Origin of the sequence: Eubacterium sp. BL-380-WT-2B (assembly GCF_009696115.1) — a bacterium.
GTDB lineage: Bacteria > Bacillota > Clostridia > Eubacteriales > Eubacteriaceae > Eubacterium > Eubacterium callanderi.
The window spans coordinates 193,243-218,369 of sequence record NZ_VUMP01000009.1 but is presented as its reverse complement, the minus strand read 5'-3'; the positions used below and the strand labels follow the sequence as shown (position 1 = coordinate 218,369).

26 protein-coding genes and 1 tRNA gene are annotated in these 25,127 nt (G+C 48.7%); 14 read left to right on the top strand and 13 right to left on the bottom strand.

Features of this window, described 5'->3' with window-relative positions; translation table 11 throughout:
• Positions 1-62: 62 nt before the first annotated feature.
• On the bottom strand, positions 63-1,688 hold the full coding sequence (locus tag FYJ53_RS18405) for a PucR family transcriptional regulator (protein ID WP_154557599.1): 1,626 nt from the start codon (positions 1,686-1,688) through the stop codon (positions 63-65).
• A gap of 205 nt (positions 1,689-1,893) precedes the next feature.
• Between FYJ53_RS18405 and FYJ53_RS18400 the strand changes: the two genes are divergently transcribed.
• The 9 genes from FYJ53_RS18400 (at position 1,894) to FYJ53_RS18360 (ending at position 11,310) form a co-directional block, all read left to right on the top strand.
• On the top strand, positions 1,894-3,621 hold the full coding sequence (locus FYJ53_RS18400; RefSeq protein ID WP_154557598.1) for an oleate hydratase: 1,728 nt from the start codon (positions 1,894-1,896) through the stop codon (positions 3,619-3,621).
• 112 nt (positions 3,622-3,733) lie between these two features.
• Positions 3,734-4,888, top strand: a complete 1,155-nt coding sequence (locus tag FYJ53_RS18395; protein WP_195840275.1) for a transglutaminase domain-containing protein — start codon at positions 3,734-3,736, stop codon at positions 4,886-4,888.
• 95 nt (positions 4,889-4,983) lie between these two features.
• The gene (locus FYJ53_RS18390; protein WP_154557596.1) at positions 4,984-6,054 is read left to right on the top strand and encodes a hypothetical protein; all 1,071 of its coding nucleotides are present in this window, start codon (positions 4,984-4,986) and stop codon (positions 6,052-6,054) included.
• Positions 6,055-6,093: 39 nt separating this feature from the next.
• Complete coding sequence (locus FYJ53_RS18385; RefSeq protein ID WP_090412598.1) at positions 6,094-6,666, top strand: CDP-alcohol phosphatidyltransferase family protein; 573 nt, start codon at positions 6,094-6,096, stop codon at positions 6,664-6,666.
• Positions 6,667-6,731: 65 nt separating this feature from the next.
• Positions 6,732-7,610 carry a methionyl aminopeptidase gene (locus FYJ53_RS18380; protein ID WP_154557595.1) on the top strand — a complete coding sequence of 293 codons (879 nt, stop codon included), beginning with the start codon at positions 6,732-6,734 and terminating at the stop codon, positions 7,608-7,610.
• Positions 7,611-7,641: 31 nt separating this feature from the next.
• The gene (locus tag FYJ53_RS18375; RefSeq protein ID WP_154557594.1) at positions 7,642-9,549 is read left to right on the top strand and encodes an alkaline phosphatase family protein; all 1,908 of its coding nucleotides are present in this window, start codon (positions 7,642-7,644) and stop codon (positions 9,547-9,549) included.
• Positions 9,546-9,911 (top strand): hypothetical protein, encoded by a 366-nt coding sequence (locus tag FYJ53_RS18370; protein ID WP_013380656.1) that lies wholly within the window; start codon positions 9,546-9,548, stop codon positions 9,909-9,911. Before FYJ53_RS18375 ends, FYJ53_RS18370 begins: the two co-directional genes overlap by 4 nt.
• A gap of 15 nt (positions 9,912-9,926) precedes the next feature.
• On the top strand, positions 9,927-10,688 hold the full coding sequence (locus FYJ53_RS18365; RefSeq protein WP_090412592.1) for a molybdopterin-guanine dinucleotide biosynthesis protein MobB: 762 nt from the start codon (positions 9,927-9,929) through the stop codon (positions 10,686-10,688).
• Positions 10,654-11,310 carry an RIO1 family regulatory kinase/ATPase gene (locus FYJ53_RS18360; RefSeq protein WP_195840274.1) on the top strand — a complete coding sequence of 219 codons (657 nt, stop codon included), beginning with the start codon at positions 10,654-10,656 and terminating at the stop codon, positions 11,308-11,310. Before FYJ53_RS18365 ends, FYJ53_RS18360 begins: the two co-directional genes overlap by 35 nt.
• A 358-nt stretch (positions 11,311-11,668) precedes the next feature.
• Here the strand turns inward: FYJ53_RS18360 and FYJ53_RS18355 are convergent, their stop codons facing one another.
• From FYJ53_RS18355 to FYJ53_RS18330, 6 genes are all read right to left on the bottom strand, one after another.
• Entirely contained in the window at positions 11,669-12,580 is a 912-nt protein-coding gene (locus FYJ53_RS18355; RefSeq protein WP_148430430.1) for a sensor histidine kinase KdpD, read from the bottom strand.
• 7 nt (positions 12,581-12,587) lie between these two features.
• Positions 12,588-13,457, bottom strand: coding sequence for an ABC transporter permease subunit (locus FYJ53_RS18350; protein WP_148430431.1), 870 nt, complete (start codon positions 13,455-13,457; stop codon positions 12,588-12,590).
• Positions 13,450-14,400: an ATP-binding cassette domain-containing protein gene (locus tag FYJ53_RS18345; protein ID WP_148430433.1), complete on the bottom strand. Its 951-nt coding sequence runs from the start codon at positions 14,398-14,400 to the stop codon at positions 13,450-13,452. The genes FYJ53_RS18350 and FYJ53_RS18345 overlap by 8 nt, the downstream gene beginning before the upstream one ends.
• Before the next feature lie 107 nt (positions 14,401-14,507).
• Positions 14,508-15,191, bottom strand: coding sequence for a response regulator transcription factor (locus FYJ53_RS18340; protein ID WP_090412583.1), 684 nt, complete (start codon positions 15,189-15,191; stop codon positions 14,508-14,510).
• A gap of 14 nt (positions 15,192-15,205) precedes the next feature.
• Positions 15,206-15,721 (bottom strand): Gx transporter family protein, encoded by a 516-nt coding sequence (locus tag FYJ53_RS18335; RefSeq protein ID WP_154557592.1) that lies wholly within the window; start codon positions 15,719-15,721, stop codon positions 15,206-15,208.
• Between the two features lies 1 nt (position 15,722).
• The gene (locus tag FYJ53_RS18330; protein WP_090412579.1) at positions 15,723-16,064 is read right to left on the bottom strand and encodes a NusG domain II-containing protein; all 342 of its coding nucleotides are present in this window, start codon (positions 16,062-16,064) and stop codon (positions 15,723-15,725) included.
• Positions 16,065-16,176: 112 nt separating this feature from the next.
• Between FYJ53_RS18330 and FYJ53_RS18325 the strand changes: the two genes are divergently transcribed.
• On the top strand, positions 16,177-16,554 hold the full coding sequence (locus FYJ53_RS18325; protein WP_090412577.1) for a hypothetical protein: 378 nt from the start codon (positions 16,177-16,179) through the stop codon (positions 16,552-16,554).
• Between the two features lie 136 nt (positions 16,555-16,690).
• Here FYJ53_RS18325 and FYJ53_RS18320 read toward each other — a convergent pair.
• Positions 16,691-16,776 (bottom strand) — tRNA-Leu (locus FYJ53_RS18320).
• A 256-nt stretch (positions 16,777-17,032) separates the two neighbouring features.
• Here FYJ53_RS18320 and FYJ53_RS18315 point away from each other — a divergent pair.
• Positions 17,033-18,601, top strand: coding sequence for an SWIM zinc finger domain-containing protein (locus FYJ53_RS18315; RefSeq protein ID WP_154557591.1), 1,569 nt, complete (start codon positions 17,033-17,035; stop codon positions 18,599-18,601).
• Between the two features lie 53 nt (positions 18,602-18,654).
• On the opposite strand, the gene FYJ53_RS18310 is transcribed toward FYJ53_RS18315, so the two are convergent.
• On the bottom strand, positions 18,655-19,482 hold the full coding sequence (locus tag FYJ53_RS18310) for an EFR1 family ferrodoxin (RefSeq protein WP_148430441.1): 828 nt from the start codon (positions 19,480-19,482) through the stop codon (positions 18,655-18,657).
• Between the two features lie 621 nt (positions 19,483-20,103).
• On the opposite strand from FYJ53_RS18310, the gene FYJ53_RS18305 reads away from it, so the two are divergent.
• A complete protein-coding gene (locus FYJ53_RS18305; RefSeq protein ID WP_148430443.1) occupies positions 20,104-20,529 on the top strand; it encodes a DUF3795 domain-containing protein in 426 nt (141 codons plus the stop codon).
• 50 nt (positions 20,530-20,579) lie between these two features.
• Here the strand turns inward: FYJ53_RS18305 and FYJ53_RS18300 are convergent, their stop codons facing one another.
• On the bottom strand, positions 20,580-20,801 hold the full coding sequence (locus tag FYJ53_RS18300) for a hypothetical protein (RefSeq protein ID WP_090412567.1): 222 nt from the start codon (positions 20,799-20,801) through the stop codon (positions 20,580-20,582).
• 139 nt (positions 20,802-20,940) lie between these two features.
• Here FYJ53_RS18300 and FYJ53_RS18295 point away from each other — a divergent pair, with 139 nt between their 5' ends.
• Positions 20,941-21,372, top strand: coding sequence for a VOC family protein (locus tag FYJ53_RS18295; protein WP_154557590.1), 432 nt, complete (start codon positions 20,941-20,943; stop codon positions 21,370-21,372).
• Positions 21,373-21,461: 89 nt separating this feature from the next.
• On the opposite strand, the gene FYJ53_RS18290 is transcribed toward FYJ53_RS18295, so the two are convergent.
• Positions 21,462-21,950: a hypothetical protein gene (locus FYJ53_RS18290; protein WP_148430445.1), complete on the bottom strand. Its 489-nt coding sequence runs from the start codon at positions 21,948-21,950 to the stop codon at positions 21,462-21,464.
• A 147-nt stretch (positions 21,951-22,097) separates the two neighbouring features.
• On the bottom strand, positions 22,098-23,219 hold the full coding sequence (locus tag FYJ53_RS18285) for an FUSC family protein (RefSeq protein ID WP_195840273.1): 1,122 nt from the start codon (positions 23,217-23,219) through the stop codon (positions 22,098-22,100).
• Between the two features lie 160 nt (positions 23,220-23,379).
• On the opposite strand from FYJ53_RS18285, the gene FYJ53_RS18280 reads away from it, so the two are divergent.
• Positions 23,380-24,255, top strand: a complete 876-nt coding sequence (locus tag FYJ53_RS18280; protein WP_090412558.1) for a pyridoxamine kinase — start codon at positions 23,380-23,382, stop codon at positions 24,253-24,255.
• An 84-nt stretch (positions 24,256-24,339) separates the two neighbouring features.
• Here the strand turns inward: FYJ53_RS18280 and phnX are convergent, their stop codons facing one another.
• Positions 24,340-25,125 carry a phosphonoacetaldehyde hydrolase gene (gene phnX, locus FYJ53_RS18275; RefSeq protein WP_154557588.1) on the bottom strand — a complete coding sequence of 262 codons (786 nt, stop codon included), beginning with the start codon at positions 25,123-25,125 and terminating at the stop codon, positions 24,340-24,342.
• Positions 25,126-25,127: the final 2 nt, after the last annotated feature.

The following is a 25,127-nucleotide window of genomic DNA, read 5'->3' as shown; positions in this document are numbered from 1 at the left end:
AAAAGTAATGGGCCAATGGGATAAAATAAAAAAGATGCTTTTGTCCAAAAGGACAAAGGCATCTACTGGCCATCTAACAGCCGCCTGACTGCCAGGGCTGTATAAAGCTGGTTGCTCTCCGGCATTTTAGTCACCAGATATCCCAGAAGGCTGTTAATTTTATGAAGCCGGTACTTCACCGTGTTTTTATGCAGGTACAGAAGCTCGGCCGTCCGGCTGACATTGGCCTGGGCGTCGAGGAGATAGACTGACAGGGTTGCCAGCAGATCTTCCTGTATGGTGGAATCAGTATGGAGCAGCGGCTCAATGGGAGCGGTGACCTGCCTGACCATGGCTTCACCCCTGGCGATAGTCTCGGCACAATCGGCGGTAAAACTCAGCTCTGCCTGGGAGAGAAAGGCGCTGGCAGGGTAGAGGATACGGGCGTTTTTCAGATGATTTTGATAGAGTAAAAAGCTTTTGCGCACACTGGAAGTATCGGGCTGGTTTGTAAAAAAGCCAAAGCTGACCGGAAAGGCTTCTTCCTCCAGACAGGCCATCAGGTTTTCGGCATGGGCCAGCATTTGTGAGGATAAAGGCGTGTCCTGGATAAAAAGCACCACTGTGTTGTCATAAATATCTGAGGGGCCTGCCAGATGCTGGCGCTGCATAAAATCGCGGCAGATTTTTAAAACCTGTTCGTTGAGCTGTGCCAAAGCGGTGGGTTTGAGACCATTTTCGGGCCGGACAAGCCACATGGTGTGGATCGATGCGACATCAATGCCAAGAATATCGGCAAGGCGGCGCATTTTCAGAGGTTCGTCATTTAAAATGGAACGGATCAGCTCACTGTAGCCAATGGTGCCCTCTTTTTTATTCCAGATGTTGATAAAAAGACATAGAACCTCAGCAGCGTCCTCAAGAGCAGCCGTGCTTTGAACAGGATTTTCAGATACCAGCACCAGATTCATTTTGGGCGTATGGTCGGTCAGAACCGGCAGGACGGTGCTGTACAGCGTTAGGTTTTCTTCCGCTAATACAAGAGAGCCGGAACTCAGGCCTTCCCTGGTGAGTTCTGGAAGAACATTGGTGATATACTCCGCTGCTGAGATAGGCCAGGCTGCAATTTCAGGGTGGTTAAGGGTATGGTCAAAAAGGATGAGAGAGGAACGCAGGCGGTCGCTGAGCATGCGCAGCACATTGCCCAGGGTACGCCTGTTGTCAGGAAGCTGGGTGATGCGTTCCAGCATGGCGCTCACAAAATGCGGATCTTTGTTCTGATCCATAAAGATGGTTTCCATGGTCTGGGTAATAACCTCGCTGTATCTGAAATCCAGCCGGTTTTCTGGCATGCAGATAAGGGGAAAGCCCAGAGTGTCAGCCAGATCAACAAGCCTTTTATCAATGGAGGGCAGGTAAATACCAACATAATAAAGAATAAGGGCAGCCTCGCCCCCTTCACTCAGCCGTTTGAGCACATGGCACTGGGTATCGACATCATCCTTTATATTGATAAAACCGCTGACCACAACCTCACTGCCCGGCACAAAGGATGGATTTTCAAAAAAGCTGTCCACCAGGGCGCCAGGATCAGCGTACTCCAGAACAGAGATGGAGCCTACAAAACGGCCAAGCCCCTTGTGGCCGCCTGCCACCCGGGCTTCCCTGAGACAGGGCAGCTTTAATAAATCCGCGACAGTGACGCTCATTGTAAAACCTCCGAAGTGTTAATGTGATTATTATAACACAAAAAGGCTTTTTAAGCTTTCATTCAGCTTCAGCATTAAATTTAAGACAATCCATTGGTTTTGTCACTTTTTTTGACAAATGTCCAGACTCGTAAGGTGACAGCCGGGCTTTTGGGGTATTATACTTACCGTAACAAAAGCGAACAATCGAAGGGAGTTATGAATCATGAACAAAGATAAATTAGGTAAAGCTCTGGCTGCTGGTGCCGGTGCTGCTGCAGCAGCAGCGGTGGCGGCAACAACAGTGGCAGCAACTAAAAAAATGCGCAGACAGCAGGAAGAAGAAATCGAAAATGTGGTCCAGAACCGTGATTACGGTGATAAACAGGTCTATTTTGTGGGAGGCGGCATTGCGAGCCTGGCCGGCGCCGCCTATCTGGTGCGCGATGCTAACTTTAAGGGTAAAAACATCCATATCCTTGAGGGGATGGATATCCTCGGCGGGAGTAATGATGGTATCGGCACGCCAGAAAAAGGCTTTGTATGCCGCGGCGGGAGAATGCTGAATGAAGAGACCTATGAAAATTTCTGGGATCTGTTTTCTTCCATTCCATCTCTGGACAACCCGGACCGTGATGTCACCACAGAAATCCTGAATTTTGACCATGCCCATCCAACCCATGCGCGGGCCCGTCTTATTGACAAGGATGGAAAAATTTTAGATGTTTACAGCATGGGCTTTAACAATGAAGACCGTATGGCCATGGCCAGACTTTTGGCAACCCCGGAAAAGGATCTGGATAACCTGACCATTGAGGACTGGTTTAACCGTACCCCTCATTTTTTTGAAACCAATTTCTGGTATATGTGGCAGACTACCTTTGCTTTCCAGAAATGGAGCAGCCTGTTTGAGCTTAAACGCTATATGGAAAGAATGATTCTGGAATTCAGCCGTATCGAGACACTGGAGGGTGTCACCCGTACGCCTTACAATCAATATGACAGCCTGATTCTTCCTCTTAAGGCCTATTTAAAAGATCACGGCGTCCAGTTCGAGATTAATACCAAGGTTGTCGATATTGACTTTAAGGACAGCGAAGAGATTACTGCCACTGCCATTCATGTGGAAAAGAAGGGTAAACCGGAAGAAATCACCCTGAAGGATGGCGATGTGTGCATTGTCACCAATGGCTGCATGACAGACAGCGCAACGCTTGGCGATATGAAAAAACCAGCGCCGGAGCCGGAAGAACCCTCCATGTCTGGTGAGCTTTGGGGTAAAATTGCCGCGAAGAAAGCCGGACTTGGAAATCCAGAGCCTTTCTTTGGCAACGTGCAGGAAACAAAATGGGAAAGCTTTACAGTTACCTGTAAGGGCAATCAATTCCTTAAGATGATCGAGGACTACTCCGGCAATATCCCTGGAAGCGGGGCCTTAATGACCTTTAAGGATTCCAGCTGGCTTATGAGCATTGTCGTGGCCGCTCAGCCGCATTTTAGAAACCAGCCCATGGACACCACAATCTTCTGGGGCTATGGCCTGTACCCTGACCAGGAAGGCGATTATGTTAAGAAACCGATGAAGGATTGCACCGGTGCTGAAATTTTAAAAGAACTGATCCACCAGCTTCACTTTGAAGAACATGAAAAAGAATTGATGGACTCCGTTGTCAATGTGGTACCGTGCATGATGCCTTATATTGATGCCCAGTTCCAGCCAAGGGCCATGAGTGACCGACCCGCAGTGGTTCCGGAAGGCTCCACTAATTTTGCCATGATCAGCCAGTTTGTAGAAATTCCTGAGGACATGGTCTTTACAGAAGAGTACTCTGTAAGAGCAGCCAGAACCGCAATCTATACTCTGTTCGACATTAAGAAGCCCATTATCCCAGTGACGCCTTATAAGCGTGACCCCAAGGTTCTGGCAAAAGCGTTGAAGACAGCGTACCGTTAAAAAAGAAAAAGAAACGCCGATTTCTATGGCAGGCTTTTGCCTGCCTTTTTTATTGTGCAAAAACGATATTCCCGGTATAATAGAGAGTAATAATAAAAAGGAGACGGTGTGGATGTTTAAAAAAATCATTAAAGTCGTGTTTGCAGTGCTGATCGTCATAACCGTTGGGCTGGTAGGGGTATCCTTTTTCACCCCAAAGGATAAGGACGCTGTTACAGATGAACGCTTAAGTCAGATAATGGCAGAGGATCACTTTTTATCCAACCCTTACAGTGGCTTTTCACAGCTGAATGAAGATGAGAGGAAAGCCTATCTTCGATTGACCGACAAGCTGGACAATTATGAGAGTACGGTAGAGCTTGGCGATAACAAAATATCGGTAGATAGCCTGAACCGTGTCTGGACAGCCATTCAACAGGATAAACCAGAGTATTTCTGGCTGGACAGCTACACCTATCACTATGACCAGGAAACAAGTATGGTGACAGATGTCAATTTTAATTATCATTATAATACCGATGAAATCAAACGGCGCCAGGGCGAAATTGATGCGGCGGTAACACAGATCAAGTCTGGTATTACACCGGAAATGGATGATTATACCAAGGTCAAGACTGTCCATGACGCTATCGTCAGCCATACCGAATATGATCTGAATTCAGAGGACAACCAGAATATATGCTCAGTCTTTTTAAATAACCGTTCTGTCTGTGCCGGTTACAGCAAGGCTCTGCAGTATGTGCTCAAAGACATCGGGATCTTTTCAAATTATGTCACAGGCAACGCAGTGGGCAGAGGCCCACATGCCTGGAATCTGGTACAGATGGACGGTGAATACTATTATGTGGACGCAACCTGGGATGATCCAAGCTTTGACGATATAACCCGGGAGGACCCGGCCCTTCGTGCAGACCCGCCGCTGAACATCGAGTATGTCTATTTTGGCCTGACAACAGAAGAGCTTTTGAAAAACCATACCTTTGATAATACCCTGAGCACCTACCCAGGCTTCACGGCAACAGCGGATAATTATTATGTCCGGGAAAATATGCTTTTCGATTTAAATAGCGCAGATGAACAGACACGTTTTCTTGATACCCTGAGGGGTACGCTCGACAACGGCAGTGTGATGGAAGCCCGGTTTACAGAGCCTGGTATGATGGACCGCGCACTGGCCGGCATTGAGGAAAGTGATATTTTAAACGAGTCTGGAGTCCGCTACCTGAGATATGATGAAAATCAAGTGCTGATTATCTGGCGCCCCTGATATTACTTTTAAATTTAAGCTGAAAATGCTACTATATGGCAAAATGATTGAAAGAAAGGTGCCCCGGACTGATGATCCGGGGCGTGGCATGTCTTATGCGGTTAAAAGTAAAAAAAACAATGTTTCTTTTGGGCGTATTTCTGCTTATATCGCCTGTTTTATTTTCACAGATGGCCATGGCGGAAGAACAGCCCACAGATACTCTGAATATTGAAAATGGCAATATCTCCATTTCGGAGGTGGGAAAAGCGACACAGGCCGGAAATACCTATACCTTTTCCAATGACCGAGGCCTCCGGCTGACCGGAACCAGCGACCAGTACGGTATCACCGTCCGTTACGGTGTCGGCACTGGCAACCCTGTCAAGCTCAAGCTTGATAATCTTCAGATTGATACCAGTAAAAATGATCTGTGTGCCTTTTCTATTTTAGAAAATGCTTCGGTCGTCATTGAGCTGATGGACGGAACCGATAACCGGCTGACCAGTGCGGATTATTATGCTGGTCTGCAGGCTCAAAATCTTGGCGGAAAGGCCGGAGAAGTCCGAATAACCGGAACAGGCGCTCTGACCGCCATTGGTGGCAGAGGCTCTGCCGGCATTGGCGGTGCCCAGAACATCACACACTGGTACGGAACAGGGGGAAACATCACCATTGACAGTGGGACCATTACTGCCGCAGGCGGAGAGGAAGGCGCTGGCATTGGCGGCGGCTACAAAGGAGACGGCGGTGTGATCCGGATTTCCGGCGGAATGGTAACTGCCCGGGGAGGGAAGTACGCTGCCGGTATCGGCGGGGGACATTACGGCCTGGCCGGGAGCCTTGATACCACCTCTGAGAATATAAATGCCCACGGTGGTGACGGCGCCGACACCATTGGAAATGGGGCGGACTACACCGAAAAGAACGCTGGTGAAACTGTCATTGATGTTCAGCAGTCAACAGATGTGAAGGTAGATACAGCCTCAACAGCACGGTCCGCCCAGACGGCATCCTCCCGGGAGGAAGAAGCCAGACAGGATACCACCGAGCCTGTCAGGAAAGCCGGGGCAGGCAGTATTATTCTCTCCTTTGGTTTACTTTTGCTTCTGATGGGGGCAGAGCTTGGCCTGTGTAAAAGGATGGAAAAGCACTGTCTGGAAGATGAGAGAAGCCAGGGGCAATAGGGACCCTTAACAACCTAAATATAAAAAGTAAGGTAAGAAATGAAAGCAAAAGAAATTTTCAGCATTCCCAACATTTTATCCTATGTCCGCATTTTACTGATCCCGGTGTTCATTGGCATTTATATCAATGCCCAGACACCCCGGGATTACTATCTGGCGGCGCTTATTATTCTGATTTCAGGATTGACAGACTTTGCGGACGGCCAGATCGCCAGGCGGTTTAACATGATCACTGAGCTTGGCAAGGCGCTGGACCCGGTGGCGGACAAGCTCACCCAGGCGGCCATTGTTTTCAGCCTGATGTTCCGTTATCAGGGTATGATTTTTGTGGTCATTTTATTTGTGATTAAGGAGCTTTTCATGCTAATCAATGACCTTGTCCTCATGCGCAAGGGTAAGAAGCTGGGCGGCGCCATGTGGTACGGCAAAGTATCCACGGCGGTATTCTATGTGCTCACCTTTATTCTCATTGCGTTTCCGGAAATCAGCACGGTCTGGGCTAATGTGCTGATGGGCGTCACAGGCTTTTTTCTGCTGCTGTCCTTTATTATGTATGGACGTGTATTTTTACAAATGCACCGTGAGGCGGCTGAGGAGAAAAAGAAACAGTAAAAAAGCCGTGAAGTATTTTTAAATATGGTATAATGATATAGAAATGACAGAAACAGGAGGCATGTATGCAGGAAAACAAAATTGGACGAAACGATCCCTGCTGGTGTGGCAGCGGTAAGAAATATAAAAAGTGCCACGAGGCAATAGATGAAAGGATAGCGGACTTTGCCCTTAAGGGGCATATGGTGCCCAGACGGGGGATGCTCAAGACACCAGAGCAGATCGAGGGGATCCGGGTCAGCGGCAAGATCAATATCGCTGTTCTGGACGAGGTGGCCAGCCAGATAAAAGCCGGCATGACCACCGAGGAGATTGACAGGATCGTTTATGACACGACTGTTAAAATGGGCGGACGGCCTGCACCTTTAGGCTTTGAGGGTTTTCCCAAGAGTGTCTGCACCTCCATCAATGAGGAGGTTTGCCATGGTATTCCGTCAGAGCATATTGTGCTTAAGGATGGGGATATCATTAACGTGGATGTGTCTACCGAGTATCAGGGATATTACTCAGACTCCTCCCGTATGTTTTGTATCGGAGAGGTAGGCCCCGAGAAGAAAAAGCTGGTTGAAGTGACCAGGGAGTGCATTGAAAAAGGACTGGAGCAGGTAAAGCCCTGGAATTTTCTGGGCGATGTGGGTTATGCAGTGCACCAGCACGCGCTTGAAAATGGCTACACCGTTGTTCAGGAAATCGGCGGACATGGCATTGGGCTCGATTTCCATGAAGAGCCCTTTGTCAGCTTTGTAACCAGGCCCGGCACAGAAATGCTGCTTGTCCCTGGCATGGTTTTTACCATTGAGCCAATGGTGAATATGGGAACTGATGAAATATACCAGGATGATGAAAATGGATGGACCATTTACACCGATGACGGCAAGCCCTCGGCCCAATGGGAGGTTACCGTTGCCGTGACCGGGACAGGCCATGAAGTGCTGGTATATTAAAAAGCAGGAAAAATAAAAAGGAGGAGGACCAGTGAAGCTGAAGAAAACAACCCTGAGAGCAGTTTTAGAACACTTTGATCTGGAACCATCAGATTTTGGAAGTGCGGTTGCCCGTGCCTCAGATGGCTATGCCATTGAAATTTCAGAGGATATGCTTTGGCAGAAAGATGTGATGCTGGTCTTTGAGGCCGATGACCGGCGGCTTTCCCTGCGGGTATATGTCCGCAGGGAAAGGGCTATGTACTGTGTGCGTGATGTGGTGAGCCTGACCCTGCTGCCCCGGGCTGTGGCAGTACCCGTGGAGTCGGTTCTGTTCTTTGATACGGCCGTGAGGGCCATGAAAAAGGAACCCTACGCAGCCTATGATGAGGAGGCTGAGGCTGTTAAAGCGTCTGATTTCCTCGATGGTTATTTTGAGGAGAAGCCAGAATTTATCAAGGCAGAAATGATCGACGGACTGGTCAAGCGGGAGCAGTATTCCGTCTTTAGTAAGGGGTTTTTAAAGCTGACGGGAAAAAACGCCGTTCAGTTTACAGCGCCTGATTTACCAGCCGGTATGCGGATGAAGGGCATACAGACCCTGCACATTGGCAAAGAAGTGTCTGTCAGCCTGAAGATGGCGTTTGAAAAAAGCGAGTGTTCAGAGCTGCTGGGGAAAGACTTTCTGAAAGATATACTGCCAGAGACAGACTGTTTAAAGCTCACTGGCCCAGACAGCACTTCAGTTGAAATCGAACGTCAGGACGTGCTTGAGGCGCGGTTTTACCAGGAGAAAGACGGGGCGGCATCCTGTGAAATAAACGGAAAAGTCTACAAAAATATCCTCAGGCTGGATTCTGGCAGGGAACGGCCTAAGGCCTCGGATCGTTCTGACTTTTCGTCTGGTAAAAAGCTGGTTATGCGTCTGGAGCCAGCCTCTCAGATTGAGCCCTTTGGTGTCATTGACGGAGAAGCCTCAGAGCTTTACACACCAGGAGCCCTTTATCAAAAGGCCGGTACCCTTCTGTTTTATCCACAGTGGGATGAAACAGGCGGACTCTGCGCAGTGGTCCCGGGGACCACTTTGACAGACGGCGCTTTCACTGGTGAAGAAGGCCGGAGCCATGCGGTTGGAAAGGACGGCGGGATGTTTAATATTGGCAGTAATCCCATTGAGCTTCGGGGAAATACAGTTTTTGGACGGCGTTTAGACGGCAGTCTTTTTGAGATGGCCGGCCTTTTCGTGAACGAACCGGAAACCACTGTCATGAGTACAGCCTGGGACGCCCTTGAATGTCTGAAAAATCATGAAAAAATCATGATTATCGAGCTGGACGGCTTTGGGTTAAATATTTACAGGAAGGCGTTGTCCTCAGGCAAGCTGCCCTTCCTGTCATCGCACCCCATGCGGCCTGCCATGACAGTATTTCGGCCGGTATCCCACTCTGGACTGGCGGCTATGCTTACAGGAACAACGCCGGATGTCAATGGTATCCATAATCGGAATGGCCGTACCCTTTTAATGCCCGATGTCTTTGAACGCTGTATGGCCATGGGGAAGGAGTGCGCCTACATCGAGGGCTACAGCAAGCTGATCAACACCTCAGAGGAGCCAGTGCTCAATCCCAGCAGGGGCGGCACCACAACAGATAAAGCTGTTTTTGAGTCTGCGCTCAAGGCGGCAGAAAAGCATCCCGACCTCCTTTTTATTCATTTTCACGGGATCGACGATGACGCCACCACCTATGGCCCCTACGCCAGCGAGACCATGGAACGGGTCTTAAAAAATGACACCATGGTCAGCCGTCTGGCAGAGGAGTGGAATGGCAGCATTATTGTCACCGCCGACCATGGGCTTCATGAGGAGACAGGCTATGACAGCAGGGGAAGCCATGGCATATTCTGTGCAGAGGATATGCTGGTTCCCTATATTTACATTAAAAAGGATACTACAGAATGAAGATAAAGACAGAGGATGTGTGCCGCGCAGGCCTGACAACGGTTTGCGCGAGCTTTAAAAAGAGCCGGCAGGCTCCGGAAAACCGGCAGTATGCCGGCATTCCATTTAAAAGACTGGCAGAATACGCAGGACAGCCCCTATCAGAGGAAAGTGTTTGTGTTTTTAAAGCCCTTGACGGCTTCAGCATTGCCCTCGTCGGTGAGGAAGCAATGGACACAGAACAGTGCTTTATCGCGGTGAGCGAGGGAGGAGAAGCTTTGACGCTGGAGGATGGAAGGCCTTACTGTATGATGCTTATGCTAAAGGATACCACCAGCCAGCGCTGGTGCCGCTACCTTGATGAAGTAGCTGTCCGGGAATGATTGGGAGGAAAAAAGATGAAAGTAATATCTATCTGCGGTATTTCAGACAGCGGCAAGACAACGACCGCTGAGCATATTATAGAAGAATTGAGGCGACGCGGCTACAGTGTGGGGTCTGTCAAGGAAATTCATTATGACCAGTTTAAAATGGATACAGAGGGCAGCAATACGGATCGTCACAGGCGGGCAGGTTCCCAGCTGGTGACTGCCAGGGGGAAATATGAAACAGATATTTTATTTCAGGAAAAACTGCCGATTCGGGATATTCTGGCCTTTTATGATTTTGATTATGTGGTGCTTGAGGGCGTTGCCGACGCCGGAGTGCCGATGATTCTGACAGCTCACGAAACACCTGAGCTTGACAATCGGTGGAGCGATTATGTTATCTGCTGTGCAGGAAGGATTGCCGGAGATTTGGACACTTACAGAGGCCTGCCTGTCTTTGATGCCAGAACTCAGGCGGAAGCCCTGGTCGATCGGATTGAGTTAAAAACCTACCATATCCTTCCGGAGTTTGATGAAAACTGCTGTGACGCCTGCGGCTATGGCTGTGCTGGGCTTGGCCCTGCGATTTTAAAGGGCGAGGCCCGGGAAAAGGACTGTGTGGTAAGAACCCGGCCCGAAGTGGATGTGAAGATCAATGGACAGCCCCTAGAGATGGTTCCCTTTGTCCAGGATATTATCAGGAGCGCAGTGACCGGCATTGTGGGAGAGCTGAAGGGCTATGAGGAAGGGGCTGTCATTGAGATCAGCATCGGAAAAAAACAAAATCTTTGAGAGCCGGCGGAATACTGTGAGTCTGGAAAAAGGGCAGATCAAAAAAGTTTTTAGCGACGCCGAAGCAGCACAGCATGAGTGGAATGTCCTCACGCTTCTCCAGTTAAGAGGGGTGCCGGTGCCGGAAGTTCTCGATTTGCGGGAAAATGTGCTGTATCTGCAGTACTGTCCCGGCCCCTTGCTGCTTGACAGAGTGCTTGAGCTGGAGGAAAAAAACAGCGCGGAAGGCTTGTACGGCCTGTGCGCAGAGTTGGCAGACTGGTTTAATCAGTTTTACCAGGCGGTGCCCGGACATATCCGTGGCGATGTCAACTTCAGAAATTTTATTGTCGGTGTTTCAGGCATAACCGGCATTGATTTTGAGACGCTTCCAATCGGACAAAAAGAGACGGATATGGGTAACCTGTTGTCTTATTATGCAGCCTACAGTCCAGCCTTTACCACCCAAAGGATAAAGGGCGCAGTCATAATGCTCAACGCTTTTTCAGAAAAAATCACACTGGATAAAAGCAAAGTTCTGAGAGAAATGGACTTTGCCTTTAAGCGTATGGAAAAGCGGAGAAAGTGTTTTGATGTCAAAAGAGCGGAAAGATGGCTGAAAGGCTTTGAAAAAGAGGTTTGAAATGAAGGACAAACGATACCTGAAAAAACAGGCGTTGTATTTTTTATACAGAGGCGTGATGTGGACGCTTTGGCTGTTGATTTTTTGGAATATATTAATGTTTTTTAACGAAGCGCTGGCAATTGTTTATTTTCCGGCTTTGCCGGTATGGAATCTGTTTGTATTTCTTTTTATGCTGACGGCAGATTTTCTTCTTACACATTATTTTTTTAAGTGGTTTGAAAAATGGATTGTGAACCACCGTTCATTTAAAAACTATTTCAGGGAATTTCTGATTCAAAAATAAACAGTTATATTATTTCTAATTGAATAAAACCGCACGAATATTTTTATTTACGGCGTTCGTGCGGTTTTTTATTTATTTCAAAGAAAACTGCAAATGTATGCCGAACACATCATTGTCAAGCGACGCACTGATGCTGCCGCCCATACGGGTGGCAAGGCGTTTGGCGATGGAAAGGCCCAGGCCGGTGGTCTTACGGCTTCTGGAAACATCGGTGGTGTAGAAGCGGTCAAAAATACAGGGAAGATCGTCGGGGGTAATGCTGTGCGTTCTGTTCTCAAAGGTAATGTTTACGGCGCCGTCTGTTAATACGGCTTTTATGGAAAAATGTCCTTCGCCGTGGGTCAGGGCATTGCTTAAAATATTGCTGAAAATCCGTTTGAAGGCGTCGGTATCACCGGTGACGACAAAGGGATCATCAGGAATCTGGATTTCCGGTTCACTGTCCTGGCTGCAGAAATCATTGTAAAACAAAGCCAGCGTATCGCGCAGCACATTGCCGAGGTTGACTGCTTCCTCAGCAAGAACCAGCTCATCCGCCTCGATGCGTGCAAATTCAAAAAGCTGGTCTAGAAGCTTTCGCACTGCCTGAATCCGCTGTTTAACAATTTCCAGGTACTCGGCTCGGGTTTCCTCAGGCAGATCAAAATCCTGGAGCATCTGGATATAGCCTGAGGCAGAAGTGAGCGGGGTGCGCAGGTCGTGTGAAATGCTTGTGATGCTGTTTTTAAAGCTGCGGTTTGCCTGAGTCATGCGGATTTCAAACTGGCGGTGGGTCTCCAGCAGGGCATTGATGCTTTCAATCAGAGCCTCCACCTCCTTATCGGGCATGGCGGCAGTGATGGGAAGGTTGGTATCCTCATTTTGTATAAAATGATTTTGCCGTATGATATCCCGGATCTGCTTTTTCAAAAGCAGGCTGTGAATGATAGAAAAGAGGGCGGCTGCCCCGAGGATAATGCAGAGTATAATGAGTGATACTTCCATAGAAACCTCACATAATGTCCCGTTTTTTAAAAACGGCAATGCCTGCCAGTGTAGGCAATAAAATATAAACCACCATAAGCGCCAGTGCTTGAAGTACGACCAAGCCGCTGACTGTGTCAAATTCAAGGCTGGAAAGCGCTTCGGCGATCCAGATGGTGAGCGGGTTAAAGCCTGTGGCATGGAAAGCGCTGCCGACAGATAAAAAGGCAGTGACAAAAATAAGCAGACAGATGTTGACGGCTACGGTGGGGCCGGTCTGCTTGATAAGTACAGCGGTCATGACAAAGAAGGAGGCCAGACCGAGGTGTAGCAGGGTCTGTAAAGAGAGCCGGTAGGCTAGCAGACTGACGGTCTGTGAATCCAGGGAGCCAAAGCCCCAGCACAGGCCACTGAACAGGACAGCGCTGAGTATGGCCAGTACAACGAGAAAGAGGGTTGCGGCCATGACGGTGATGAGCTTTGAAAGATAAATATCGCGTCTTTTAAAGCCCTTCGACACAGTGTTGCGGAGCGTTCCATCCCTGAAATCCGCGCCGATGTACAGGGAGATGAAAACCGCCATCAAAACCGTGGTTACACTGCCGGAAAGAGCGGTTTCGATGAAGGAATTGGCATTGTAATTTTGCATGGCTTCAATCGTTTCAGCCAGATTTTTCGAGCTGTTCGACAATCCAAAGCGAATGCCAAAGCTGTTGTTCTCTTCAGTGCGGTTCTCAGATTCCTGAAGGGCGGCAGGGGACATGTTTGAAAAAAGATCAGCGGAATAGAGCTGTCCAACAGCGACAAAGGCCATAAGTGCCACACAGAGGATCATACAGACCCTGAAGGATTTTGCCTTAAAAAGCTTGAAAAAATCAGAGCGCAGCAGGTTAAGCATGGTCTTCACCTCCCATCATGGACATAAAATAAGCCTCGATATCCTGCCCGACCGGCGTGATAGACTCGACAAGGATACCGTTTTGGTTAAGCTCCCGGTTGACAAGACCGCTCTGGTTCACATAGTCAAAAAGACGGATGGTGTTTTCCGGCAGAATATCATAATTGTCCGTGTCCAAAAGGGTTTCGATCAGCATCGCGGCTTTTTTAGGCTGGTCTACAACCAGTTTCAGGCACCGCTGACAGCGTGTTTCCAGCTCATCCCGGTTAAATTCGTCAATAAGCATGCCCCCGCGCATGATGCCATAACAGGTAGCCAGCTTTGACAGCTCACCGAGGATATGGCTTGAAATAAGAACGGTCACACCCCGCTCCTGACTGAGCCGTGTCAGGACAGCGCGGATTTCCGCGATTCCCCTTGGGTCGAGGCCATTGGTGGGCTCATCCAGAATAAGAAAGTCCGGGCTGCCCAGAAGGGCCATGGCAATGCCGAGTCGCTGGCGCATCCCCAGAGAGAAGTGCTTAACTTTTTTGCGGTCAGTGCTGCTCAGGCCAACAGCTTCGAGGGAATCGGCAACAGCGGTGCTGCTGGTGATGCCAAGCAGACGTCTGTGGGCCTCCAGGTTATCCGGAGCGCTCATATTGCCGTAAAGCCCGGGTGCCTCAATGATACAGCCTGTCCGCTTGCGGTGCTGTTCCAGCTCTGTGCTGTCAAAGAGGGTCATGGTGCCCTCAGTCGGGGGCATGAGGCCTGCGATCAGGCGCATGAGGGTGGTTTTTCCCGCGCCATTACGCCCGATCAGGCCGTAGATATCGCCCTTCCGGATGGTCATATTCACATGATCGACGGCATGGCGGCCTTCGCTTTTTCGCTTTTTATACCGGGTAAATCCCGCAGGCGGGAAGATCTTTGTAAGGTTATGGGTTTTCAGGATAGTGGACATGATTTTTGATCCTTTTCTGTTTTTATTCAGGTGGCTTTCAATTTTATTTTAACACGCTGTTTTTTAAATTCTGTAAGCCAATCCTAAAGAAAAGATAAAGATTGACGCTATTTCATTTTAAAGCCAATGCCCCAGACTGTTTGGATATAGGCTTCATCGGGGTCGATTTTAGCCAGCTTCTGGCGCAGGTTGCTGATGTGCACATTGATGGCGTTGTCCTCGCCCAGAAACAAATCCTCCCAGACAGTCTCGTAGATGACATTTTTGGAAAAAACACGCTGTGGGTTTTGCATCAGAAGCTCCAGAATTTTGTATTCACGCTTGGTCAATGACAGGGGCTGCCCCTTCAGGCAGACCTCGTAGGTAGAGGGGTTGAGGGTGAGCCCTTTATAGGTCAGCGTTTTGCCTGAAAGGCCTGTATTTCCCGAATTACGGCGCAAAAGAGCCTCGATACGGGCCAGAAGCTCTTCGTTGTTAAAGGGCTTGGTAATGTAGTCATCTGCGCCGTTTTTGAGCAGGCTGATCTTTGTGGGAGAATCATCCTTTGCGGACACGGCGATGACCAGGGTGTCCGAGGTCTGGCGCAGGCTTTTCAGCACTTCCTCGCCGCTCATACCCGGAAGCATTAAATCCAGAAGGATTAAAGCATAGCTTTTCTTTTCAAGGCAGAATAAGGCCTCGGTACCAGAATAGGCGGTATCTGCCGTATAGCCGCTGTGTGTCAGCAGATCCACAAGCATGTTACTGATGTTGACATCGTCCTCGACGATTAAGATATTGATGGATTCCATTTCGTTTGTCCTCTTTATTTAAATAGATTAATTTTCTGAAGCTGCTGGTACAAAAGGTTCGCCGCCACACCCACCACGATCCCTGTCGGGATAGCGAGCAGCATGAGAAAGGGCAGATAAGACCAGAACAGGTTCATATTTTGCACTACAGCGGCCGCTGCGGCCAGCTGGCCCAGGTTGTGGGACACTGCCCCGAGCAGGCTGATGGTGATGAGGGACAGCTTTTCTCTGGCGGCCTTTAAAAGCAGAGCCATCACCCCAAGGCTCAAGAGCCCTCCGGCCAGGGAGTAGAGAATTGCGCTCATACTCCCAAATAAAAAGCCGGATAAAAAGATCCGCGCGGTGACGATGAGCAGGGTCAGGGGAGTGCCCAGAGTCAGCAGTGAGATAAGGGTCACGATGTTTGGCAGGCCTACCTTGGCCCCGGGCACAGGCACGGGGATGGGCACCAGGGATTCCAGATAGCTGAGAATTAAAGCCAGTGCGGTGTACAGAGCAATGATGACCAGGCGGCGCGTTTTGTTTTCCATTTTAAGGCTCCTGTATGATTTCAAGGATCAGCCGGTGGGGCAGGCAGGCAATGGTTTCTCCAGGGGACTGGATCGCCGGGCTGTGCACGCACACCTGGTTATCGCAGTCTGCGCTTTCGACCCGGGCGCTGCGGTCTTTAATGGCAATGGTGTTGCTGCCGAGGTCGCTGGTGATGGTTTCGGTATGGTCCTGACTAAGCGGCAGCGTGCGGATAACCTCACCATTCTGGCTGACCCGCAGCATAAGGCCGGAGCTTTGGCTGTTCATGAGGTGGAAGACGCCGAAGGCGATGAGGGCAACGGCCACAACCCCGGCAATGATGATCAGATCACGTTTTTTCATGTTTGATTTATCCTTTGGTTCATTCTAGTGTCCATTTTAACGAAAAAAACTGTCTTGGTAAAGAGCAACTTTTTTGATATAATCACTTCTTAAGACGGGAGGCGACGATTTTATGGAAAATTATGATGATATCCGGCAGCTCAAGGTGACCACCGACGGCTATGTGGGGGACGGCTATGCGGCCTGTATTGATTTTGAAACGGGTAAGGCCTGCTGGTCTGCCAGTGCGCTTTTTTATCAACCCCCCAAGTATTTAAAAACACTGGATACCGAGGCGCTGGACGCCTTGAAAAAAGGGATGGCGGAAGCTGGTGTACTGCAGTGGAAGAAAAAATATTATGATCTGAGCTGTCTGGATGGCCCAATCTGGGAGATGACCCTGGTTTTTGAGGATTGTGAAAAGAGGCTGGTGGGCACTGCGGCATATCCGGAAAGCTGGGAAGATTTTTGCGGGCTGCTCAGTGAAGCGCTGGGAAAAGACTTTAAGTAATGGAGAATGAAAAATTCTCCTTTTTTTGTATAGAAAAATCTGGTGATAAGGAAAGGCGATGGCTAGAGAGGCGTTTGGGGTGGCAAAAAATAAAAAAGCAGATGTTATTTTAACATCTGCCTTGTCACCAATTAAATGGTGCGAGAAACGGGAGTCGAACCCGTACGTGCGTAGCACACACGCCTCTGAAACGTGCTTGTCTGCCAATTCCAACACTCTCGCACAGCGCCCTTTTTTTCTGAGCGGCGACTCATTTCCTGAGTGCTTGTATATAATAACTTTTTTTGTCTGCTTTGTCAACACTAATTTTAAAAATTTTTAACTTTTTTTTCGAAAATATTTTTCCGCATAAAAAAATATGATTTTTATGCATTTTAGCTTCAAAAATAAAGCGCTGCATTTGAAGAAAATCAATTAGTAATTGTAAAGTAGTACAGGCTGAGATAAAATAGCCCTATAGAAAAAGGGAGAGATAAAAATGAAAAAATGGGAAGATTCTTTTACAAAAGATATTTTAGATAATGGGTATGAGCTTTTTACAAACGACCAGGTTCTGGAGGCAGTGCGCTGTGATAACGGCTATGAGGCAGTGGTGCGCGATACAAAGGACTACCGGGTGATGATCGAAACAGAATTTGGCGAGGTCGCTGCCATGCACTGCGATTGTACCTATGCGTCAGAGGGCGCTCACTGCAAACATATGGCGGCAGCGCTTTTTGCCCTGACAGAAAGTGTGGCGGAGACGTTCAGGGACCCGTGGCAGTTTGAAAACACTGAGCTGTACGCCCTTGTACAAGGGGCGAGAGAAAATGAGCTCAGAGATTTTATCTACGAGCTGGCATGCGCGGACAGAAACCTTGCAAACCGCCTCTGGCTCCGCTTTTTTAAGGGAGAGAGCATTGAGGAGCTTCGCCCTCTGGAACGCTCTCTAAACACCCTCTGCAAGAAGTATCTGGGACTGGAGCAGTTTATCCCATACTGGGATGTAAAGGACTTTGATTTTACTGCCATGGTTTACACCAAGCTCTGCCAGATAGAGATTGATGACTCCGACGGAGATATTGATTTTGTTGCCCAGGACTGCGCAGAGGGATGGATGAAAATACTGCCTCACATCAATGATGAGGCCGAGGAGCGGAGGATGCACCATTGGTTTATGAATCGTCTTGGCGGCGAAATGCTTGACTATCTTGAGGACTATGTCTTTGATGTCTTTATGAAATGGAACTGGAAGCCGGCGCTGCTTGCCGAGAGCATGAAGACCGTGGACTGGCTCATCCGGAGCGCCACACAGGAGCGGCTTGATTACTGGCTTGAAACCTATGTTGTCTGCCGGGTACAGCTGATGGAAAGGATGGAGCTGCCAAGGGAAGCCATCGAGGCCTATCAGAAAAAATACTGGCGTTTTTCCGGAATACGGAATACGGCCATCTCCCTGAAGATCAAGTATGGCGAGATGGACGCCGCCATTGGGATGATCAATGAGAGTATGGAGATGGACCGGGACGACCCTGACAAAATTGATGAATACCAGCGTGTGCTGGTTTGGCTGTATGAAAAGCTGAGCAGGCCCGAAGCCCTGAAAAAGATTCTGGCGGAAATGCTGGTGGGCGAGGATTTTGTTAATCTGGAGGATTTCAAAAAGCTGAAGGCACTCTGCGGCGAGGTGGAATGGCACGAGCTTCGAGAGGAAATACTTAAAGGCGTGGATTACGACCATAATCTGCGTGATCTGTATGAGGAAGAGGGGCTGTGTGAACGCCTTCTGGAAAGCATCCGCACACAGGGGGACCTTTTTGATCTGGATTACTACGAGAAAACACTGAAGGCCGGATGTCCAGAAGCCACTCTGGAGCTCTACGCCGAGCTTTTGAAGGCCATGGTCAAAAAGGCGGCGAACCGCAGAAAATATCAGCAGATTGTGGATTATCTGAGAAAAATGCAGGACTATCCCGGCGGGCCGGAAAAGGTACGGGTCCTGACCGCGGACTGGCGCCTCCGCTACGCCAAACGGCGTGCGCTTATGGAGGAGCTTGAAGCACTTTGACAGAATTTAAAAGGCCATGGCGCTCCCAACAGGACACCATGACCTTCTTTAGTCTAAAGAAACCATTCCGGCTCTGCCCGGCGCTTTAATCCCTCCTCAAGCTCGTGCTTGTGGTAAAGATAACCTGCGTCATCATAGTAACGCGCGTGGACCGGACATTTTTTTATACAGGCGCCGCATTTTATACAAATGCCTGTGTAAATCCGTACATCATCGTGGCTGATGGAGCCCATGGGACAAACCGCAGAGCAGAGCTTACAATCGGTGCATGTATCGCCTGTAAGCGGTTTTACCTTGCGGATGTCTACGGGTGTGCCTTTGCGGTCCCTCGGCTGATAATAGCCACGGTATGGGGCTGGTGTGCCTTTGACGGCCACAGGTGAGGCATCCTGGATATTGGTGATGGCAGCGGCTTTCTCATAGGTTAATTCGGCAAATACCCGGGCTTTTTCCATATCCTGCCCGTCCGGGCGTCCGGCTGCCAGTACATCAGAAAAAGAGTGCTCACCGATAAAGGCCCCTGCTGTAAGCGTGTGAAAACCGGTTTTTTCAAGGACATCCCGAAGCTCGATCAGGGCATCGTCATAGTCTCTGTTGCCATAGAGTACCAGCGGAACAGCCGCGGCGCCGCCTCCCTCCAGGGTCATCAGGTATTTCAGCAGTACATTGGGCACACGCCCTGCGTAGACCGGTGTGCCGAACACCACCAGATCGTCAGCTTCAAAGCGTTTTGGCGCTTTTCGCTCCTCGGGCAGTGTAAAGTCAAAGCTTTCACAGGGGACCCCAAATTTTTGTGACAGGTTATCCGCAACCGCTGTTACCAGCTTTTGGGTGGTGCCGGTAGCGCTGAAATATACGGCCCATACTCGATTAAATTTCATTATTTTTCTCCCTTGCATAAAAAGAGTGGTTTTTATGCCTTAACTATATCAGAGGGTGAGATGGTTTTCAAGTAAAAGCCCCAAAAAGCTGACGGTTTTCTTCAGCCAAAGTTTTTTAAAAGGCAATGGGGGTACGTCGAAACGGCGTACCTCCAAGTGGATCTATGGATAACTTGTGAATAAGCAGCGGAGAAAAAGGGTCAAAAGACATATATGTCTGCTATTTTGCCAAAAAAGCAAAAGTGGCGGCGGAATCACTGACACCCGTGTCCGCCATTAGTAATATATTAATAATATTATATATTAATCTTTTATTATTCATGAGTCGCAGGTTATCCACAGGTCAGAACAGCTATGGAGTCTGCCCGGGCGCGTAAATAAAGCCTGTGATGTCATTAGCGGTGGGGAGGCCGGTGTATGGCAAGGCTCCTGGTAACCAGAATGGACGAAAACACGGAACGTTTAAGTTTTTTGAAAATTTCGGGAACCTTTTGGAATTTTTTGCGATTGTATTAAGTGTAGGGCAGAATATAAAAGAATCCCGCTGTTTCCATTACTGCCAGCGGATGTTATAATGCAGGTAAGCAGAAAAAAGGATTAAAGCCGAAAGGAGCAGTACCTATGAAAATGCCAGATACCATTGATACCGCCATGTTCGCCCCCTGTGGAATGAACTGCATGGTCTGTTATAAGCACTGTTACCATAAAAAGCCCTGTGCGGGCTGCCTGAACAGTGACAAAGGAAAGCCAGAGCACTGCAGGAAGTGCAGGATTAAGGCATGCGCTCTGGAAAAGGGTGTCCAATATTGTTTTGAGTGCGTAGCGTATCCCTGCAAGCCTGTAAAATCCCTGGAAAAAAGCTACAACATCCGCTATAACACCAGCCTGATGGAAAACAGCCGCCGGGTTAAGGAATCAGGGACAGAGGCTTTTATGGCACAGCAGAAGCAGCTTTTCACCTGTCCGGCCTGCGGCGGGATCATTTCATTACACGACGCAGAATGCAGTGAGTGCGGACAGAAGCTTAAAACAGCGGGCCAGGAATAAAAAAACTGCCCAGCCGATGGACAGTTTTTTATAAAAATCGGGCACACCGGTTAGATGGGCTTACCGGTAAAGGGGTTTCGCCCCCTGACAAAACAAAAAACAATGTGGATCATGCCCATTACAATACCGACAATTGCAATGCCTTCGGCAAAGCCAAGCCAGAAATCGGGCAGAAGGCGGCTCATAAACAGAGACATTGTAAAGCACAGCATTCCCACGAGATATAGAAGCATCACGAAGGAACAGTAGCCTTTCTTTTCAAAAAATTTCATCAGAGAATCCCTTCCTTTTCATCTTTCCTTTATGTTTTTTATTATAGCACAGAGAAGCCGAAAAGTCTAAAGCGATTTCATAAGGCTATTTTGGGTATTTTATACCATAAATTCAATCAAATGCAAAGGAGAAAAAACAATGACAGGCGTAGAAATTGATATGGTTGTGACCGACAGCCTGAAAGCCCTGGAGCTTTATGAAAAAATATTTGAGGTTAAGCGTATAGAGGTGACCGATTACCCGAAAGGTACCAATGAAGCAGTCTTTACCATCTACGATACCCGTTTCCACATGCTGGACGAAAACCCTGAGTACCAGCTAATCGCGCCAAAGCCCGGCCAGCCCCAGTCTGTCTGGTATAATGTGCTGGTGCCAGACATTCAGGCGGTCTACGATAAGGCCATGGCAGCTGGCTGTGCTGAGATCCAGCCCGTTACTGAGATGCCTGAGATGGGGGCCGCAAACGCCATGTTTGCCGACGCCTTCGGCTATGTCTGGATGCTCCATCAGATATACCGGGAGGTGAGCTTTGAGGAGCGCTGTAAGGCCATAGAGGAAAAGCAGAAATAATAAAAAAGCAATCGGATTTCCGGTTGCTTTTCCAGGTTTTGCATTGAGGGAAGGCTTTACTCAGCACACCCCTTATCTGTTTTCAGAGATTAATCCGGTTGCTTATCCCTGTGTTCATGCAGCTCCCGCATAACCAAACGGGCGATGGGCTGTGCGAAGAGCGCCTCCACAGCAAAAGAGATGGCGAAATTGCGGGGCCATTTGTAAAAAAACAGGCGGATTGGCTCAAGGCTTACCTGACGGCTGCCAATCCAGGTACCGATAACGGTCAGGAAGATAGACATCAAAAAAACAGTGCACAGAATATTGACCACGATGTGGGCATTAAAGCTGTCATCCTTATCCACGATCTGCCCGGTCATCCATTCTGCAGGTCTGTACGTCAGCAGCACCAGGACGACAACGCTGAGCCATATAAATGGGATAACCCGTAGGGTATCAGCCCATACCTCCAAATGAAAGCCAAGCTCAAAACAAGTGATAATCGGTGCAATAATGTTTACAGACAGGATAGAGATTACCCCAATAAACAGCACAAACTCTTTTTTGCTCCGTGGGAGCTTCATGTAAAATTCCATTTTTATTTCCTCACTTCTTAAATATTAAAACCAACACAAAAAAATAAGCGTAAGACGAGAAATTGTCTTACGCTGAACCATTATACGCGTTTGTTAAGTTTTACAGCTGTTATTATATCAAAAAGTCCAAATTTACGCAAGCTGTTTTCAGGTTTGAAAATCTGTTTTTTTGTTGGCAAAAATGAACCGGCTTCCAATAATGGCAATGACAGCGGCCAGAAGAACGTAGGCCAGACGAAGCTCAAAAACCTCGGACTGCTTCATAAACAGGGTGCTGAGCGCAATGGCATAGCAGGTCATATAGGTGGCGCGGAAAAGATAGTTATCCACCGCGTAGCCAAGGAAGGTACCAATGGAGAGAATGATCATGTGGCCGGTAAAGCCAGTGATATAGTGGAACAGAATGGCTGAGATAAAAACCCCGGCGATATTGCCGCCCACACGCTGTTTGATTTTGACCATGCTGTCCTCATAGAAATTAAGGGTCATGATAAAGACATTGAGGGGAAGCCAGTAGCCCTTTGGAATGTTAAACACCTGCTCCAGAAAAAAGCTGAAGGTCACCAGCAGAGAGATGCGGATGGCAAAACGGGTGAGACGGAAATCAAAGGTGCCAGCCTGCAGGCTGGCACTGGAGCTGTAAAAGAGACGAAAGCGCAGCATGGCAGTCAGATTTTTAAGGGCACGGGCAGTCCCCTTTAAAAAATCGCGGGTTTTACCGCCGAGGTGGACAAAGGGATTAAAAATACGCGGATCCAGCTTAAAGCCCGTCTGCCTGCGCCTCAGAAAATACATGACGACAAGGCCAAGGGTCGCGATAAAACAGGATAAAACAATGGCCATCAGGCGTAGCCTGAGCTCCGGAACAGTGGTGGAGAAGCTCTGGTACAGCACAAGGCCAAAGCCATAGCTGTAGTAAGCCTTTGAGGTGTCGGAGTCGGTGAGAAGAAAGACCATGAGATAGGTTGCGGCAAAGTCCAGGGTAACGCAGAGCCAGACGTTCATATCCGCCAGGTGGGCGGTGGTCGCCAGCACAAGGTTGATGAGCATGACGCTGTAGGGGTGCCAGCGGTCTGGCGGAAAGTCCTTGAGTCGGTTGAAAATAATGGTGAGTGGAACAGCGATGACAGCATTTTTATAGCCAAATAAAGCCATGTTCATAAAAAAGAGCAGCAGACAGAGGGTGGTGGCCGGTATGGATTTCTTAGTTCCTTTCCAGGCCGCTTGCCGCAGATGCTTAAAGTTCAGGCGTTTTATTTTTTCACTCATGACAGACTTCCTTTCATCATCATCGCTATCATAGTTTTTACCCAAAAAGGGAATTTTATTCGATTTATGTGCGTTAAACAGGCAGAATTGTGGTACAATAATTAACAGCCCCTTTTTCAGGGAATCCAAGCATCTTTGATTGTAAAAGGAGATATTTAACATGCAAAATACAAACGATATTCCAAAAGGCCCCTTACAGCGGGTGGCCGCGATTCATGATATATCCGGCTTTGGAAAGTGCTCCATGACTGTCGTGCTGCCCATTTTATCTGCGGCAGGCATTGAGGTGGTCTGTATGCCTACTGCGGTTCTTTCGACCCATACCGGCGGCTTTGAGGGCTTTACCTACCGCGACCTCACCGAAGACCTCCCGGCCATTACTGAGCACTGGAAGTCGCTGGACCTGCACTTTTCATCAATCTACAGCGGTTTTTTAGGCTCGCCGGAGCAGGTGGACATCGTATCCAATTTTATGGATACCTTTAATTCAGACAACACACTGGTCTATGTGGACCCGGTTATGGCTGATGAGGGTGAGCTTTACAGCGTTTTTGACGACCATATGGTGGATAAAATGCGCGAGCTCTGTGAAAAGGCAGACCTGCTGCTGCCAAACATCACCGAGGCATGCTTTCTTCTTAAGCAGCCTTATCAACACGGTCCATACACCAGGGATTATATTGAAAAGCTTGTGCGCGGCCTGTCCGACATGGGCCCAGAAAAGGTTGTGCTGACCGGCGTGTATTTTGATAATGAAAAGCTGGGCGCCGCCTGCTATGACCGCGCCGAGGATAAGGTAGAGTACGCCTTCTCCGAAAAAGTGCCCGGACAGTTCCACGGGACGGGTGATATTTTCGGAAGCTTCTGCCTGGCAGCTCTGCTGAACGGTAAATCCCTGCTGGATTCCACACAGTTTGCTGTTGATCTGACCACAGACTGCATCCTCAGAACGGTTGCCCGCGAGACTAAACGCCGCGAAGGTGTGGATTTTGAAGGCGTGCTGCCAGAGATGATGAAACGTCTTGAGCTGGTCTAGAAGAGAGAAGTAATCTAAAAAAAGAAAAAGCAGGTACGTCGTTTCGACGTACCTGCTTTTGTTCTGGGCAAAGCCAGTCTTTGTTTATTGTTCATCGAGCGTTTTAATCAGAGGGATCAGCTCGCTCAGATCCTGGATAACATAGTCTGCGCCGGCATTTCTGAAGGTTTTGGTTACCTTGTTGATGGCAGCGGCTTTGTCATCATCACAGAGATGGTTAAATTCTTCCTTGGTCAGCCCCATCTCAGAGCTTCCACGCACGACGCCGATGGAGACAACGCCGGCGTTTTTTCCTTCCAGAATATCGGAGACCGTGTCACCTATTTTTACAGCATTATGGACAGAATGAACGCCCAGAGTCTCCAGGTTTTTGAAAAGCATAAAGGGGTAGGGGCGGCCATAGTTTTTCACAGCGTTTGGGCTGTACCAGCAGTCCGGTGCATAACCCTTATCGGCAGCGACACGGGTGACTATGGCCATCATTTCATCGGTGTAGCCGGTGGTTGAGCCGATTTTCAGGCCCATGTTACGCAGGGCCGCAACGGTATCCAGCACGTGGGGCTTGGGGTCTGCAAACTGATCCAGAATGCTCATGAGCTTTTCCTCAAACTGGGCGTACAGGGCATCAATGTCCTCTTCGGTGTAGCCGCGCCCATATTTTTCCTGCCAAAGACGGTTGATACGCGGCATATCCATCATGGTGTGGATATGGTCCCGCTTAAGCATCCCCATGGGTTTTCTTGTCTCCGCCATGGTGGGCTCAATGCCGAAGCTTTTAAAAACCTCCATAAATGCCTGTACCGGAGCAAAGCATCCGTAATCGACCGTTGTGCCGGCCCAGTCAAAAATAACTGCTTCAATCTTTTTCATCA

Coding starts and splice junctions, on each gene's coding strand:
- FYJ53_RS18390 (WP_154557596.1), top strand. CDS start 4,984: ATGCGGTTAAAAGTAAAAAAAACAATGTTTCTTTTGGGCGTATTTCTG.
- FYJ53_RS18285 (WP_195840273.1), bottom strand. CDS start 23,219: ATGAGTGAAAAAATAAAACGCCTGAACTTTAAGCATCTGCGGCAAGCG.
- FYJ53_RS18350 (WP_148430431.1), bottom strand. CDS start 13,457: ATGCTTAACCTGCTGCGCTCTGATTTTTTCAAGCTTTTTAAGGCAAAA.
- FYJ53_RS18370 (WP_013380656.1), top strand. CDS start 9,546: ATGAAGATAAAGACAGAGGATGTGTGCCGCGCAGGCCTGACAACGGTT.
- FYJ53_RS18365 (WP_090412592.1), top strand. CDS start 9,927: ATGAAAGTAATATCTATCTGCGGTATTTCAGACAGCGGCAAGACAACG.
- FYJ53_RS18280 (WP_090412558.1), top strand. CDS start 23,380: ATGCAAAATACAAACGATATTCCAAAAGGCCCCTTACAGCGGGTGGCC.
- FYJ53_RS18335 (WP_154557592.1), bottom strand. CDS start 15,721: ATGGAAAACAAAACGCGCCGCCTGGTCATCATTGCTCTGTACACCGCA.
- FYJ53_RS18395 (WP_195840275.1), top strand. CDS start 3,734: ATGTTTAAAAAAATCATTAAAGTCGTGTTTGCAGTGCTGATCGTCATA.
- FYJ53_RS18330 (WP_090412579.1), bottom strand. CDS start 16,064: ATGAAAAAACGTGATCTGATCATCATTGCCGGGGTTGTGGCCGTTGCC.
- FYJ53_RS18405 (WP_154557599.1), bottom strand. CDS start 1,688: ATGAGCGTCACTGTCGCGGATTTATTAAAGCTGCCCTGTCTCAGGGAA.
- FYJ53_RS18290 (WP_148430445.1), bottom strand. CDS start 21,950: ATGGAATTTTACATGAAGCTCCCACGGAGCAAAAAAGAGTTTGTGCTG.
- FYJ53_RS18400 (WP_154557598.1), top strand. CDS start 1,894: ATGAACAAAGATAAATTAGGTAAAGCTCTGGCTGCTGGTGCCGGTGCT.
- FYJ53_RS18315 (WP_154557591.1), top strand. CDS start 17,033: ATGAAAAAATGGGAAGATTCTTTTACAAAAGATATTTTAGATAATGGG.
- phnX (WP_154557588.1), bottom strand. CDS start 25,125: ATGAAAAAGATTGAAGCAGTTATTTTTGACTGGGCCGGCACAACGGTC.
- FYJ53_RS18355 (WP_148430430.1), bottom strand. CDS start 12,580: ATGGAAGTATCACTCATTATACTCTGCATTATCCTCGGGGCAGCCGCC.
- FYJ53_RS18385 (WP_090412598.1), top strand. CDS start 6,094: ATGAAAGCAAAAGAAATTTTCAGCATTCCCAACATTTTATCCTATGTC.
- FYJ53_RS18325 (WP_090412577.1), top strand. CDS start 16,177: ATGGAAAATTATGATGATATCCGGCAGCTCAAGGTGACCACCGACGGC.
- FYJ53_RS18305 (WP_148430443.1), top strand. CDS start 20,104: ATGAAAATGCCAGATACCATTGATACCGCCATGTTCGCCCCCTGTGGA.
- FYJ53_RS18300 (WP_090412567.1), bottom strand. CDS start 20,801: ATGAAATTTTTTGAAAAGAAAGGCTACTGTTCCTTCGTGATGCTTCTA.
- FYJ53_RS18345 (WP_148430433.1), bottom strand. CDS start 14,400: ATGTCCACTATCCTGAAAACCCATAACCTTACAAAGATCTTCCCGCCT.
- FYJ53_RS18295 (WP_154557590.1), top strand. CDS start 20,941: ATGACAGGCGTAGAAATTGATATGGTTGTGACCGACAGCCTGAAAGCC.
- FYJ53_RS18380 (WP_154557595.1), top strand. CDS start 6,732: ATGCAGGAAAACAAAATTGGACGAAACGATCCCTGCTGGTGTGGCAGC.
- FYJ53_RS18310 (WP_148430441.1), bottom strand. CDS start 19,482: ATGAAATTTAATCGAGTATGGGCCGTATATTTCAGCGCTACCGGCACC.
- FYJ53_RS18340 (WP_090412583.1), bottom strand. CDS start 15,191: ATGGAATCCATCAATATCTTAATCGTCGAGGACGATGTCAACATCAGT.